Origin of the sequence: Roseovarius spongiae, from assembly GCF_003651245.1 — a bacterium.
Lineage (GTDB): Bacteria > Pseudomonadota > Alphaproteobacteria > Rhodobacterales > Rhodobacteraceae > Roseovarius > Roseovarius spongiae.
Genome location: NZ_RAPE01000003.1, coordinates 276,383 through 289,869 on the forward strand (window position 1 = coordinate 276,383; position 13,487 = coordinate 289,869).

Annotated in this window: 12 protein-coding genes; 5 read left to right on the top strand and 7 right to left on the bottom strand. The window is 65.7% G+C overall.

All coding sequences use genetic code 11. From position 1 onward, the window contains the following. Positions 1-5 precede the first annotated feature (5 nt). Complete coding sequence (locus D6850_RS12630; RefSeq protein ID WP_121167456.1) at positions 6-1,568, bottom strand: acetolactate synthase large subunit; 1,563 nt, start codon at positions 1,566-1,568, stop codon at positions 6-8. Then, positions 1,565-2,593: a histone deacetylase family protein gene (locus D6850_RS12635; protein ID WP_121167867.1), complete on the bottom strand. Its 1,029-nt coding sequence runs from the start codon at positions 2,591-2,593 to the stop codon at positions 1,565-1,567. Before D6850_RS12635 ends, D6850_RS12630 begins: the two co-directional genes overlap by 4 nt. 217 nt (positions 2,594-2,810) lie before the next feature. On the opposite strand from D6850_RS12635, the gene D6850_RS12640 reads away from it, so the two are divergent. The 4 genes from D6850_RS12640 (at position 2,811) to D6850_RS12655 (ending at position 7,886) form a co-directional block, all read left to right on the top strand. Further along, a complete protein-coding gene (locus tag D6850_RS12640; RefSeq protein ID WP_121167458.1) occupies positions 2,811-4,376 on the top strand; it encodes an ABC transporter substrate-binding protein in 1,566 nt (521 codons plus the stop codon). An 80-nt stretch (positions 4,377-4,456) separates the two neighbouring features. Then, positions 4,457-5,428, top strand: a complete 972-nt coding sequence (locus D6850_RS12645) for an ABC transporter permease (RefSeq protein ID WP_121167459.1) — start codon at positions 4,457-4,459, stop codon at positions 5,426-5,428. Beyond that, positions 5,425-6,264, top strand: a complete 840-nt coding sequence (locus D6850_RS12650) for an ABC transporter permease (RefSeq protein WP_121167461.1) — start codon at positions 5,425-5,427, stop codon at positions 6,262-6,264. The genes D6850_RS12645 and D6850_RS12650 overlap by 4 nt, the downstream gene beginning before the upstream one ends. Beyond that, on the top strand, positions 6,261-7,886 hold the full coding sequence (locus D6850_RS12655; RefSeq protein WP_121167463.1) for an ABC transporter ATP-binding protein: 1,626 nt from the start codon (positions 6,261-6,263) through the stop codon (positions 7,884-7,886). The genes D6850_RS12650 and D6850_RS12655 overlap by 4 nt, the downstream gene beginning before the upstream one ends. Positions 7,887-7,976: 90 nt before the next feature. Here D6850_RS12655 and dctP read toward each other — a convergent pair whose 3' ends face one another. From dctP to D6850_RS12670, 3 genes are read right to left on the bottom strand one after another with little or no spacing between them, the layout of a single operon-like run. Then, complete coding sequence (gene dctP, locus D6850_RS12660) at positions 7,977-9,062, bottom strand: TRAP transporter substrate-binding protein DctP (protein WP_121167465.1); 1,086 nt, start codon at positions 9,060-9,062, stop codon at positions 7,977-7,979. 28 nt (positions 9,063-9,090) lie between these two features. After that, on the bottom strand, positions 9,091-10,389 hold the full coding sequence (locus tag D6850_RS12665; protein WP_121167869.1) for a TRAP transporter large permease: 1,299 nt from the start codon (positions 10,387-10,389) through the stop codon (positions 9,091-9,093). Between the two features lie 29 nt (positions 10,390-10,418). Beyond that, positions 10,419-10,925, bottom strand: coding sequence for a TRAP transporter small permease subunit (locus D6850_RS12670; RefSeq protein WP_121167467.1), 507 nt, complete (start codon positions 10,923-10,925; stop codon positions 10,419-10,421). A 158-nt stretch (positions 10,926-11,083) separates the two neighbouring features. Here D6850_RS12670 and D6850_RS12675 point away from each other — a divergent pair, with 158 nt between their 5' ends. Next, a complete protein-coding gene (locus D6850_RS12675) occupies positions 11,084-11,860 on the top strand; it encodes a hypothetical protein (RefSeq protein WP_121167469.1) in 777 nt (258 codons plus the stop codon). A gap of 280 nt (positions 11,861-12,140) precedes the next feature. Here D6850_RS12675 and D6850_RS12680 read toward each other — a convergent pair whose 3' ends face one another. Next, the gene (locus tag D6850_RS12680; RefSeq protein WP_121167471.1) at positions 12,141-13,175 is read right to left on the bottom strand and encodes a succinylglutamate desuccinylase/aspartoacylase family protein; all 1,035 of its coding nucleotides are present in this window, start codon (positions 13,173-13,175) and stop codon (positions 12,141-12,143) included. 54 nt (positions 13,176-13,229) lie between these two features. Then, a complete protein-coding gene (locus tag D6850_RS12685; protein ID WP_121167473.1) occupies positions 13,230-13,427 on the bottom strand; it encodes a hypothetical protein in 198 nt (65 codons plus the stop codon). Positions 13,428-13,487 lie beyond the last annotated feature (60 nt).

Here is a 13,487-nt window from a genome sequence, read left to right on the forward strand (position 1 = left end):
CCTTTCTAGAGCATCGCCTCGATCAGGTAGGGCCCGGGTTCCTTTGCCGCGTCCTCGATCGCGCGCATCAGGTCTGCCACGTCCTCCACCCGGCGGCCCGGCACGCCCATGCCGCGGGCCATGTCGACGAAATTGAGATGCGGCCGGTCGAGGTTCAGCATCGACAGCGCGTCTGGGCCGGGCTGCGCGCCGACGTTGTGCAACTCGCCCTTCAGGATCTCGTAGGCGCGGTTGGCGAGGATGATCGTCGTCACGTTCGACCCCTCGCGCGCCTGCGTCCAGAGGCCCTGAATCGTGTACATGGCCGACCCGTCCGCCTGAAGGGTGATGACGGGGCGGTCCGGGCAGGCGATGGCGGCCCCCGCCGAAAGCGGGATGCCGATGCCGATGGACCCACCCGTAAGGGCGAGCCAAGAATTCGGCGCGGCCCCGTCGCCCGCCGGGAACGTCGCCGCGCCGGACGAGACCGCTTCGTCGATGACGATGGCGTCCTCGGGCAGCGCGCTGGCGAGCGCGGCGGCGATGTTGGCCAGCGTGATCGCCCCGGCCTGCGGACGCGCGGGCGGCGCGACGTCCTGCGCCTTGGCCGGCTTCGCGCCGATGCGGTCGGCCAGCGCGGCCAGAGCGGCCGGTCCGTCGCCGTCCAGCCCGGCCAGCGTGACGGTGTCGCAATCCTCGGGCAAGAGCAGGCTCGGCTTGCCCGGATAGGCGAAGAAGGCGACCGGCGGCACGGTTTCAACGAGGATCGCGCGGCGGTAGGGCGCGAGCGTGTCCAGAGCCAAGTCGATCGGATAGGGGATCTTGTTGAGCGCAAAACGGCCACGGCCGCGCTCCATCCGCCGGTTCGACACCGGCGTGAGGATATCGGCCCCGGCCTTCTCCGCGATCCCGTGCAGCAGGGCCAGCGCCTCCACGTCCTCAAGCACCGAATTGCCCGCGAGGATGACCGTGCGCTCCCCGCTCTCGAGCGCGCGCACGGCGTGATCGAGCGCGTCCTCGTCGAGCGGCGCGGCTCCCTCGGCTGGCAGTTCCGCCGCCATCCGCCCGCCCTCGTCCCAACCGATATCGGCCGGCGCGATCAGCGAGGCGACGCGCCCGGGCCGGCCCTTGGCGACGCGCAGCGCCTCCATCGCGTCGGCGGCGAAACTGCCCGCGTCGCGCCCCATCCTCACCCAATCGCTGAACGGCGCGCAGGCGGCCTCGACATCCGCCGAGAGCGGCGCGTCGTATTGCTGGTGACGCAATGAATGATCGCCGACGAGGTTGATCAACCCCACTCTCGCCTTGCGCGCGTTGTGCAGGTTCGCCGCCGCGTTGGCGAAACCGGGGGCGAGGTGCAGCAGCGTCACCGCCGGCTTGCCCGCCATGCGCGCGTACCCGTCAGCGGCGGCGCTCACGACGCCCTCGAACAGACCCAGCACGCAATGCATGAGCTTGGTGCGGTCCAGCGCGTCGACGAACTGCATCTCCGAGGTGCCGGGATTGGCGAAACAGACGTCCACACCCGCCGCATGTAGGCTGCGCACCACGCTTTCGGCGCCGTTCATTTCGCTCGGGGGTTTATTCATCGGATGGCCTCGCGGAAGGTGGTGAGGAAGGATCGCGCATTATCGGCCAGCGACGGGCCGAGATAGCCGCCTTCCTGCACCAGCACGCTCGGCAGGTCCAGCGCGGCGAGGCGGCGGGCCATTTCGGCGAAGCCGTCCGCGTGGACATTGACGGCCGCCAGCGGATCGTCGGCGGCCATGTCGAAGCCAAGAGAGACGACCAGCGCCTCGGCGCCGAAGGCGCGGATCGCGCCGATCCCCTCGTCGAGCAGGGCGAGAACGTCGTCCTGGCTCGCGCCCTGTTCCAGCAGCAGGTTCAGCGACGCGCCCTCGCCCTCGCCCTCCCCGGTCTCATCGGCATGGCCGAGATAGAAGGTCGGATAGGTGGCCGGATCGGGATGCAGCGAACAGAAGAAGATGTCGCCGCGCTCATAAAGAATATCGAGCGACCCGTTGCCGGTATGCACGTCGACGTCGATCAGCGCCACCTTGCCATAGGTGTCGCGCAGCCGGTTCGCCGCGATGCAGGCGTTGTTGAAGAAACAAAACCCGTTGGAGCAGTCGCGCATCGCGTGGTGACCCGGCGGACGGCAGAGCGCATAGGCTGCGCGCGCGCCCTGCGCCACCGCGTCGGTCGCGCTGATCGCGGTCTGCGCGGACCAGTAGACCGCCTCCCAGGTGCCTTCGGTCAGCGGCGTCGAGGTGTCGGTCATCCACCAGCCGAGTTGCCCGTGAATATCGCGCGGCTCCTTGCCGCGGCGCCGGCCCGGATGCATCGTCGGGATCGCCAGCGCCTCGGGTCCGGCGCTTTCGACGAAACGGGCGTGGGCGTCGGGCAGGAAATCGACGTAATCGGGATTGTGCACCGCCTTGATCGGGCCAAGCCCGTGATCGGCGGGCGGCGATATCTCGAACCCTTCGCGAATCAGCATGTCGCGCAATATCTCGGCGCGCTGGGGCTGTTCCTGGTGCGGCATGGCGGCGCCGCGGCGGAAATAGTGAACCGGCGCATGGCCCAGTTGCCGCTCGTCGAAATAGGCTTTCATCAGATGGTCCTTTCGCATCCCCGACAGGGCGACCCGGGGCGACTCGTTGCCGTTCCGGTTTAGCGGATCGTCGGGCGGAATACACCCGGCGCGGCGCCCTGCGCGGCATTGTTCCATGCAGCCAAAAACGAAAAAAGTGGAAATCGGGCGTGAAATTGGTAATCTCGAAGGCACAATAAAACTCAACGTCGACAGACGAAAATACGAGGGAGACAACATGTTCAAGCCCATCAGACACGCAGCCGTGGCGCTGGCGCTGGTTCTGGCCGGCCCGCTCGCGGCGCAGGACGCCACGCCGCAGGACGGCGGCACGCTCAACGTCGTGATTCAGCCCGAACCTCCCAGCCTGATGCTCGGCATCGTGCAGAACGGCCCGACCCAAATGGTCGCCGGCGACATCTACGAAAGCCTGATGTGGTACGATTTCGACCTCGAACCGCACCCGCTTCTGGCCGAGTCGTGGGAAATCTCGGAGGACGGCAAGACCTACACCTTCCATCTGCGCGAGGGCGTGACCTTTCACGACGGCACGCCGTTCACCTCGGCGGATGTCAAATTCTCGATGGATGTCTTCCTGCGCAAGATGCATTCGCGCATGGGCCAGTACATGCAGCATGTCGAGAGCATGGAGACCCCCGACGATCACACCGTGGTCTTTCACCTGAAACAGCCCTTCGGCCCCTTCCTCGGCATCTTCGAGGCCGGGACCGCGCCGATGATCCCGAAACATCTCTACGAAGGCACCGATTTCGCCAACAACCCGGCGAACAACACGCCCATCGGCACCGGCCCCTTCAAGTTCGATGAATGGGTCAAGGGCAGCTACATCCATTTCGTCAAGAACGAAGACTATTACCTGGATGGCCTGCCCCATGTTGACGAGATCTACTATCACGTGATCCCGGACGCAGCATCGCGCGCCGTGGCATATGAGACCGGCAAGGTCGACGTGCTGCCCGGCGGCTCGATCGAGAATTTCGACGTGCCGCGCGTGCGCGACATGGAAAACACCTGCATCACCGACAAGGGCTGGGAATACTTCGCGCCGCTGTCCTGGATGTGGGTCAACCTCGATCACAAGCCGCTCGACGACGTCAAGGTGCGCAAGGCGATGATGCATGCGCTCGATCGTCAGTTCGCCCGCGACGCGCTGTGGAACGGGCTTGGCAAGATCGCGACCGGGCCGGTCGCTTCGACCACCAAGTTCCATGCCGCCGACACGCCGGATATCAGCTACGACCCTGAAAAGGCAAAGCAACTGCTGGCCGAAAGCAGCTATGACGGCGAGACGATCCAGATCCTCGGCCTGCCCTACGGAGAAACGTGGCAACGCTGGGCCGAAGCGGTGAAGCAGAACTTCGAGGAGATCGGCATCAACTCCGAGATCGTGCCCTCGGACGTGGCCGGCTGGAACCAGAAGGTCTCGGACCGCGATTTCGACGTCGCCTTTACCTACCTTTACCAGTATGGAGATCCGGCCCTGGGCGTGTCCCGGACCTACATGGGCGACAACGCCGATCCCGGCTCGCCCTGGAACAACGTGGCGAATTACCAGAACCCGGAAACCGACAAGCTGTTCGACGAGGCGGCGGTCATGGCCGACCACGAGGAGCGCCGCGCGGCCTACAAGGAAATCCAGGACATGATCGTGGCGGACGTGCCCAACCTGTGGCTGCTCGAACTGGGTTTTCCGACCATCTACCGCTGCAACGTCAAGAATCCGGTCAACACCGCGTTCGGGGTGAATGACGGCTTCCGCAAGGTCTGGATCGAGAAGAAGTAGGAATAGAACGCCTGCGATCCGGGCCGCCCGCTCGCCGGGCGGCCCGGATCCTCTGAAATTCTCGGCAGAAGGGGGACAGCGTGGCGCGTTTCATCCTGGGCAGGCTGGTCAAGGCGGTTTTCATCCTGCTGGCCATTCTCGTCTTCAACTTCTTCCTGATTCATGCAGCGCCGGGCGATCCGGCCGCCGTCATGGCGGGCGAAGCCGGCGCCGGCGATCCCACCTATCTGGCCGAACTGCGCGAACGCTTCGGGCTCGATCAGCCGCTTTACGTGCAACTCTGGATTTACATCAAGGGGGCGGTGCAGCTCGATCTCGGCTATTCGCTGCGCCAGCAGATGCCGGTCGCCGAGCTCATCGCCGACCGCCTGCCGGCGACCCTGCTGCTGACCGGCGTGGCCTTCGTGCTGTCGCTGGTCTTCGGGGTGATCGCGGGCGTCGCCGCATCGGCCCGGCAGGGCAGCTGGGGGGACACGATCATCTCGACGCTTGCGCTGTTGTTCTACGCCACGCCGCTCTTCTGGGTGGCGCTGATGGCGGCGCTGGTCTTTTCCGTCTGGCTGGAATGGCTGCCCGGCTTTGGCTACCAATCCATCGGCGCGGGCTATACCGGCCTTGCGCATGCGTGGGACGTGACCAAGCACCTGATCCTGCCCGCCAGCACGCTGGGGCTCTTTTTCATGGCGATCTACATGCGCATGACCCGCGCATCCATGCTCGAAGTTTCGCGCCTCGATTTCGTCAAGACCGCCCGCGCCAAGGGGCTGAAACGCCGCGTGATCCAGCGCCGGCACATCCTGCGCAACGCGCTGCTGCCGGTCATCACGCTCGCCGGGTTGCAGGCGGGGCAGATCTTCGGCGGCGCGATCCTGACGGAAACGGTGTTCGCCTGGCCCGGCATCGGGCGGCTGATGTTCGAGGCGATCAACCAGCGCGACTATAACGTGATCCTCGGGGTCTTCTACATCTCGGCGGCGATGGTGCTGCTGTTCAACCTCATCACCGATGTCGTCTACGTCATCATCGACCCGCGCATAAGGCTGACAGGATGAAGGATTTCTGGAAACGATTCCGTTACAACCGCGGCGCCGTCATCGGGCTGGTCATCCTCGCGCTGGTGATCCTCACCGCGATCCTCGCGCCGGTCGTCTTTCCGCAAAGCCCCTGGAAGATGGTGCAGCGCCCGTTCCTGCCGCCCTTCACGCAGGACGGCCTGCCGCTGGGGACCGACGCGCTCGGGCGGGACGTGCTTTCGGGGCTGGCGCATGGCGCGTATGTCAGCCTGCTGGTGGGGCTCGTCTCGACCATCGTGGCGCTGGCGATCGGCGTGCCGGTGGGCGCTATGGCGGGCTATTTCGCCGGGCGCACGGATGACGCGCTGATGCGCTTTACCGAGTTCTTCCAGACCATCCCGAGCTTTGCGCTCGCCATCGTGCTGCTGGCGATCTTCCAGCCGAGCCTGACCTTCGTCATCATCGCCATCGCCATCGTCTCATGGCCGCCCGTCGCGCGCCTCGTCCGCGGCGAAGTCCTGTCCTTGCGCACCCGCGAATTCGTCGAGGCGGCGACCCTGTCCGGCCTTGGGAACACGCAGATCATCCTGCGGCACATCCTGCCCAACGCCCTGCCGCCGATCATCGTCCTCGCCTCGCTCATGGTGGCGCAGGCGATCCTGCTGGAAAGCTCGCTGTCGTTCCTCGGGCTTGGCGACCCCAACATCATGTCATGGGGCTACATGATCGGGGCGGCGCGCACCGTGATCCGCACTGCGTGGTGGCTTTCGTTCCTGCCCGGCATGGCGATCCTGCTGACGGTGCTGGCGCTGAACCTGATCGGCGAGGGCCTGAACGACGCGCTGAACCCGCGCCTGACGAGGAAATCGGAATGAGCCTGCTGGAAATCCGCGATCTCGCCGTCGCCCTGCCCGAAGGGGCCGACCGCGCCTTTGCCGCAAAGGACATCAATTTCGACCTGGACCGGGGCGAGATCCTCTGCATCGTCGGCGAATCCGGCTCGGGGAAATCCATGTCGGCCAACGCGGTGATGGGCCTGCTGCCGCAGGGGGTGAAACCGGTCAAGGGAACCATCACCTTTGACGGAGAGCCGATCCTCGGTCTTCCGGAGAAGGAAATGCTGAAACTGCGCGGCGGGCGCATCTCGATGATCTTCCAGGAACCGCTGAGCGCGCTCAACCCGCTGATGCGGGTCGGCGCCCAGATCGCCGAAGTGTTCGAGGCGCACGGCGCGCTTACCCCGCCCGAGCGCCGCGCGCGCGCGCTGAAGCTGCTGGACGAGGTCGGCATCCCCGACCCCGAGGCGGCGATCCGCGCCTATCCCTTCCAGCTTTCGGGCGGGCAGCGCCAGCGGGTGATGATCGCGATGGCGCTCGCGCTCGAGCCGGACATCCTGATCGCAGACGAACCGACGACCGCGCTCGACGTGACCACGCAGGCGCAGATCCTGACGCTGATCGAGGATCTGCGCCAAAAGCGCGGCATGGCTGTGATCTTCATCACCCATGATTTCGGCGTCGTCGCGGACATCGCCGACCGCGTGATCGTCATGCAGACCGGCGAGATCGTCGAAAGCGGCGCCGCCGACGAGGTGCTGCTGCGCCCCTCGCACCCCTATACGAAGGCGCTGATCGACGCGATCCCCCGCCTCACCCAGCGCAGCGAGGCCGACGCGCAAACGCGCGAGCCGATCCTGACCGTCGAGGATCTGCAAAAGACCTTCTCGACCGGTTCGGGCAGCCTCTTCGGCAAACGGCGCGTGGTCAGGGCGGTGCAGGATGTCAGCTTTGAACTCTATGCCGGGGAAACCATCGGCATCGTCGGCGAATCCGGTTCGGGGAAATCCACCGTCGGGCGCTGCCTCGTGCGGTTGCTCGATCCCGACGGCGGCCGCGTCATGGTCGAGGGCGCCGACATCGCCGAACTGACCGGAAGCGCGCTGCGCGACAACCGGCGCAAGCTCCAGATGATCTTTCAGGATCCGTTCTCGTCGCTCAACCCGCGGGCGCGGGTGTCGCGCATCCTCACCGAAGGGCTGATCGCCTACGGAACCCCCCGGCGGGAGGCGCTCGCCCGCGCGCGCGAACTGCTCGAACTCGTCGGGCTGGACGCATCGGCGATGAACCGCTTTCCGCACGAATTCTCGGGCGGGCAGCGTCAGCGCATCGGCATCGCGCGCGCGCTCGCGCTCGATCCCAAGATCATCATCGCGGACGAGGCCGTCTCGGCGCTCGACGTGTCGATCCAGGCGCAGGTGCTGGACCTGCTGGCCGATCTCAAGACCCGGCTGGAACTGTCGATGCTGTTCATCACCCACGATCTGCGCGTGGCGGCCCGGATCTGCGACCGGATCATCGTCATGCAGAAGGGCCGCATCGTCGAGGCGGGTCCGACCGGCAAGGTGCTGCACGATCCGGACACCGAATACACCCGCTCCCTGCTGGACGCGATCCCGGGGCAGGAATACGAACGCGCGCTGGAAACGGCCGGCGCGTAACGCCCGCGACCTGCGTCGCCCACCCTAAGCAGAAGCCCCCGCCAATCCGGCGGGGGCTTCTTTGTTTCATGCCGTCAGGCCGTCGGGAGCTTACATGCAGTCCTTGATGGCCTGCGCGTCCGGGCCTTCCGGCGTCCGGCCGAGGTTGAACGGCGCCGAGGCGTCGCGCCATTGAGCGTAGTCCTCGATATAGTCCAGCATGCTGGCGTAGACCTTGGCCGAGTTGGGGTTGGCGCAGGCGGTCTCGACGATCACCTCGTTCGCCATCTCCTGGACCTTCGCCAGCATCTCGTCGTCATAGCGGTTGACTTCGACCGCCTCCTGCCACTTGGCGTAGTCCTCGGTGGCGCGCTTCTCGGTGTAGGCCAGCGACCAGACGAGCGTGGCGTCGGCGGCGATCTTCAGCTTCTCCTGGGTTTCCGGGCTGAGCGCGTCCCAGGCCGACTTGTTGATCATCACGCCGAACATCGAGGCCGACTGGTGCCAGCCGGGCGTCGCCCAATAGCTCGTGACCTGTTGGAAGCCGGCCTTCCAGTCAACGTTCGGGGTCGAGAATTCCGCGCCGTCGATCACGCCGCGCTCCAACGCCTGGTAGATCTCGCCGCCGGCCATCGACACCTGGTTGCCGCCCAGCTTCTCGAGCAGCTTGCCCTGCTCGAGACCCGACAGGCGCAGGCGCATGCCCTGGAGGTCGTCAAGGGTGCGGATCGCCTTGTCGGTGGTGCGGAAGCCGGATTCGTTGTTGGTCACGCCGTAGGGCAAATAGACCATGCCGTAGTTGCCGTAGATCTCGTTATAGAGATCGGCGCCGCCCCATTCGAGGATCCAGTTGACGTAGTCGATCGCGTTGAACAGCGAAGCGGTGGTCGCCAGCGGCGAAAAGGCCGCATCCCGGCCCGCCCAGTAGCCCGGCCAGTCGGCCCCGGCCTGGATGGTGCCCGATTCCACCGCGCCGAAGACTTCGCCGGCCGGAACCAGCGATCCGCCCTCGAAGAACTCGATGGTCAGTTCACCCTTGGTCAGCTTGTTGGCGAGGTCGACAAAATGCTTGTCGGTCTCGATCAGTTCGAGCGACGAGGGCCAGGTGGTGGTCATCGTCCAGCTTTCCTGCGCCAGCGCGGGGCCGGCGAGGGCCGCCGCGGCGGCGGCTGCCATGATGGTCGATCTCAGAGTCATGCTTGTTCTCCCTTTGGTTGCTGAAGCATTACTTGGTATAGAGAACGTCCGGCAGCCATGTGACGAGCGCCGGGAACAGGGCGACGAAGATGCACATCAGCACGATCAGCGCGATGAAGGGCAGCACGCCTCGGATGATGTGGCCGGTGCGCACCTCCTTGGGCGCGATGGCCCGAAGGTAGAATAGCGCGTAACCGAAGGGTGGCGTCAGGAACGATGTCTGAAGCACCACCGCCATGAGCACGACGAACCACAGCAGGCTCACCTCCGGCATCTCCTGGATGATCGGCAGGAAGATCGGGAAGGACAGCAGCACGATCCCGGTCCAGTCGAGGAACGCGCCGAGGATGAAGATGATGATCATCATCATCGTGATGAGCAGCCACGGCTCCATGTCCATCGCGCGGATCAGTTCCTGCGTGGCGCGCAGCCCGCCTGTGATGTTGAACACCCCGGTAAAGGCGGTGGCCCCCACAACGATGAACAGGATCATCGCCGAGGTGCGCCCGGTTTCCAGCATGGCGCTGTAGAAGGTCGCCCATTTGAAGCGGCCGCGCACGATCACGATCAGCAGCGCGAGACCGGCGCCGATGGCCGACGCCTCGGTCGCGGTGGCGATCCCGGCCAGCAGCGTGCCGAGGATCCCGAGGATAAGCACCAGCGGCGGCACCGCCTCGACCAGCAGCATGCGAATGAGCGCCGGGCGCGAGATCTTCTCGTCGGGCTCCACCGCAGGCGCGAGGTCAGGGCGCAGGACGGAGATCACGTAGACGTAAAGCGCGTAGCTGAGCCCAAGCAAAATACCCGGGATCATCGAGCCGGCGAACAGCTCGCCCACTGAAAGGGGCGAGTAGCTGGCCATCAGGATCAGCATGATCGACGGCGGGATGAGGATGCCCAGGCAGCCCGAGGCGGCGATCACCCCCGAGGTCAGCGTCGGCGCGTAACCGTATTGCAACATCGGGCGCAAAGCCATCACGCCCATGACCGTGATCGACGCGCCGATGATGCCCGTGGTCGCCGCCAGCAGGATCGAGATGAACACCACCGCCAGCGCCAGCCCCCCTCGCACCCGGCTCATCAGCAGGCGGAGCGCTTCGAACATGCGGTCGGTGACGCCGGAATCCGACAGGAATCTCGCCATCAGGATGAACAGCGGGATGGCGATCAGCACGAAATTGTCGAGCACCTCTCCGAAAATGCGGTTGATGACGATGCCCAGAACCATCGTCTTGCCGAGGATCACCGTGGTCAGAACGGCCGTGCCGCCCAAAACGAAGGCCAGCGGGTGCCCCATGAACAGCCCCAGCACGAGCAGGCTGAACATCAGGACCGCGATCAGTTCCGGAGCGAGCGTCATAAATGGGCCTCTTCCTCGTGGGTGTCCCTGCCGAGGATCACCTTCAGCACCTCGGCGATCCCCTGAAGCAGCAACAGCCCCGCGGCCGCGCACATCGCCATCTTGAGCGGATAGACTGGCATCTGGATCGCGCCGTAGGTCACTTCGCCCTGCGCGTAGGAGCGTTGCGCGAAATTCCAGGACTGCACGAGGAACACGATCGTGAATGGAAAGAAGAAGATCGCGTAGCCCAGCAGATCGACGACCCGCTGCGTCCCGCGGCCCAGCCGTTCGGTCAGGATGTCGACCCGCACATGCGCGCCGTGGCGCAATGCATATCCGCCCAGCATGATGAAATAGAAACCGTAAAGCTGCTTGGTGACGTCAAAGGCCCAGCGCGTCGGGGAAAGCAGGGCATATCGCATGATCACGTCATAGATGATGATGCCCGCGAAGAGGATGGCGACAACGGCGACAACGCGCCCCACCGCCTCGTTCAGCGTGTCGATCGCGCGTGTGACCATGAACTGTCCACTTCTGTTCCATTCCCCGTGACTTTTTTGAGGCCGCAACCCGCAGGGGTCAAGCTTCGAATTCGTCGCGTGCCGACGGATCGAAGGTATCGTCGCGTAGCTCCGGTCCGGGCGCCTACCCTCGGGGTTTCGCTGAGGGAATGCAAGCCATGACGTGGCTGCAACCCGCCGCCAACCGCGTGGGCCGCCCGAAGGGGCTTGATACGCGCAAGGCGCTGGCCTATGGCGTCGTCAACCGACAGACCCTGGAAGGGAGCCGCGCCATGTCCCGTTTGCAGCAATTCGACCGCGTTCTCATGGCGGTGATCGTCGCGGTTCTCGTGGCGACGGTCGCGATCGCGCTCATTGATCCCGTCTTCTTCTGGTCCGTCTTCGCTGCCGAGGACGGGTTGGTCGAATACGGCACCGCGCTGTTCTTGCTGGTCGCGTGCTTCGTGCTTCTGGCCCATTCCCGGTCGCTCTGGCGCCAGGGACGGCGCGGGGCGGCGGCTCTTACCGCGTTCTACGCGCTGCTCTTCTTCCTCGCCGCGGGCGAGGAAGTGTCGTGGGGGCAGCGCATCTTCGGCTGGGAGTCTGGCGAGTTCTTCCAGCAGCACAACAAGCAGGAAGAGACCAACCTGCACAACCTGATGATCGGCGACATTCACCTGACCAAGACGCTGTTCGGGCCGATCCTGACCTTCGTCATCCTGCTTTACCTCGTGGTCCTGCCGCTTCTCTACACCCGCAGCACAAAGGTGGCGGCGCTGGCGAACAGGTTCGTCGTGCCGGTGCCGTGGCTGCGCCACGCGGCCGTTGCGCTGGCGGCCAGCATCGTGATCGCGCTGATCGACGTGCAGCGCAAGTGGGAGGTCTATGAACTGGTCTTCAGCCTGATCGTGGTGTCGATCTTCATCCTGCCGCAGAACCGCAATCGGGTGACGTGAAGGCTTCCGCCCCGGCTGGCTCTCGTTCCACTGCTCGCGACGAGCGCCTGCATCCCCAAGGAACATTTCGCCCGCGCCGACCTGCGAGCCGGCGCGAGCGTCACGATGGCCATCACGCCGAAATTCTCGCTTTAAAGCGACTGGCGCAGGCGACTGATCGTCGAGGATGGGGCGCGGTCGGTATCGGCGGACCTCGTGGCCGATACCGGTTGGTGGCGGGGTCGAACCTCTACCGGCGTGCGGCGGGCGGCTTCGCCCGCTCAGTGACGCGCGCCTGACCCTAGATGATTTCATCCTCATCATAGAGCGGCGCCGCCTCCATCTGGGCCTGGGCGGCGTCGGCGGCGGTTTCGGCGCGGGCGGTTTCGGCGATGTGGAACAGCGCTTCGCCCTCGTAGACCACGGGCATGTTGCTGCGCCCGATGACGATGCCCGCCTCCCCGGCGGCGATCTCGGTCTCGACCTCTCCGAACGGGTCCGAGACCGCGCCCAGCACCGTGCCGGGGCTGACCGTTGCGCCGGTGCCCACGTAGCCGCGAAAGAGCCCGCCCGCCGGCGCGCGATACCAGCGCGACTCGCCGCAGGGAACGCTGCTGGCGCGCGATCGCGGCACGCCGCGGCCCGACAGCATGCCCAGCGCCTGCATGACGCGCAGGATGCCCGCCACCCCCGCGCGCGCGGCCAATTCGTCAAAGCGCAGCCCCTCGCCCGCCTCGTAGAGCAGCACGTCGATCCCCGACTCCTCGGCCGCCATCCGCAGCGACCCCTCGCGCAGCTTCGAGCTGAGCATCACCGGCGCGCCGAAGGCCCGGCCCAACTCCGCGAGCCGGGCATTGCCGGGGGTGAGCCGGATCTGGGGCAGGTTGGTGCGGTGGATCGCCGCCGAATGCAGGTCGATCCCCACATCCGAACGCAGGACCACCTCGGTCATGAAGATATGCGCCAGCCGCGACGCCATCGAACCCGTCTCGCCGCCGGGGAAACAGCGGTTGAGGTCGCGCCGGTCCGGCAGATAGCGCGCGTTGTTGAGAAACCCGTAGGTGTTGACGATCGGCACCGCGATAAGCGTGCCGGCCATTCCCCGCAGCGCCCGCGCCTTGAGCAGGCGGCGGACGATCTCGACGCCGATCACCTCGTCGCCATGCACGGCGGCCGAGACGAACATCGCCGGCCCCGCGCGGCGGCCGTGGATCACATGCGCCGACAGGCTCACAGGGGTGTGATCGGATAGTGTGCTTACAGGGATATCGACCGTCTCGCGCGCGCCCGGCGCGACGCGTGCGCCGCCGATCTCGAATGCGTCCCGTCTGGCCATCCCTGCGCCCCCTCTGGTCCCGGAGCGAGCGATAGGCGCAATCGCTGCGACTGTCTACTGCATGCGCGTCTGCGTTTCCGCCTCGGCCTCTGCGCGCTCGCTCGCGCGCAGCCGTTCGAGCAGCTCCTGAAATCGCGGTGGCGCGTCGCGTTCAAGCGCGGCGCCAAAGGCCGTACGCAAATTGTGTTCAGGCGTATCGGTTCTCTGGTGCGATGCGGGATGAAGCTTCAGTTTTCTGCTCAACGCGGCCATATTCGGACCCTCCGGTCCTGCTGTTTTTTACTGCTCGGGCAATGAACGCGGCTGCATCGC

Bases quoted from the DNA above. Each gene is read 5' to 3' on its own strand.
- D6850_RS12675 (WP_121167469.1), top strand. From the start codon at position 11,084: ATGACGTGGCTGCAACCCGCCGCCAACCGCGTGGGCCGCCCGAAGGGG.
- D6850_RS12680 (WP_121167471.1), bottom strand. From the start codon at position 13,175: ATGGCCAGACGGGACGCATTCGAGATCGGCGGCGCACGCGTCGCGCCG.
- D6850_RS12630 (WP_121167456.1), bottom strand. From the start codon at position 1,568: ATGAATAAACCCCCGAGCGAAATGAACGGCGCCGAAAGCGTGGTGCGC.
- D6850_RS12655 (WP_121167463.1), top strand. From the start codon at position 6,261: ATGAGCCTGCTGGAAATCCGCGATCTCGCCGTCGCCCTGCCCGAAGGG.
- D6850_RS12665 (WP_121167869.1), bottom strand. From the start codon at position 10,389: ATGTTCAGCCTGCTCGTGCTGGGGCTGTTCATGGGGCACCCGCTGGCC.
- dctP (WP_121167465.1), bottom strand. From the start codon at position 9,062: ATGACTCTGAGATCGACCATCATGGCAGCCGCCGCCGCGGCGGCCCTC.
- D6850_RS12635 (WP_121167867.1), bottom strand. From the start codon at position 2,593: ATGAAAGCCTATTTCGACGAGCGGCAACTGGGCCATGCGCCGGTTCAC.
- D6850_RS12650 (WP_121167461.1), top strand. From the start codon at position 5,425: ATGAAGGATTTCTGGAAACGATTCCGTTACAACCGCGGCGCCGTCATC.
- D6850_RS12640 (WP_121167458.1), top strand. From the start codon at position 2,811: ATGTTCAAGCCCATCAGACACGCAGCCGTGGCGCTGGCGCTGGTTCTG.
- D6850_RS12670 (WP_121167467.1), bottom strand. From the start codon at position 10,925: ATGGTCACACGCGCGATCGACACGCTGAACGAGGCGGTGGGGCGCGTT.
- D6850_RS12685 (WP_121167473.1), bottom strand. From the start codon at position 13,427: ATGGCCGCGTTGAGCAGAAAACTGAAGCTTCATCCCGCATCGCACCAG.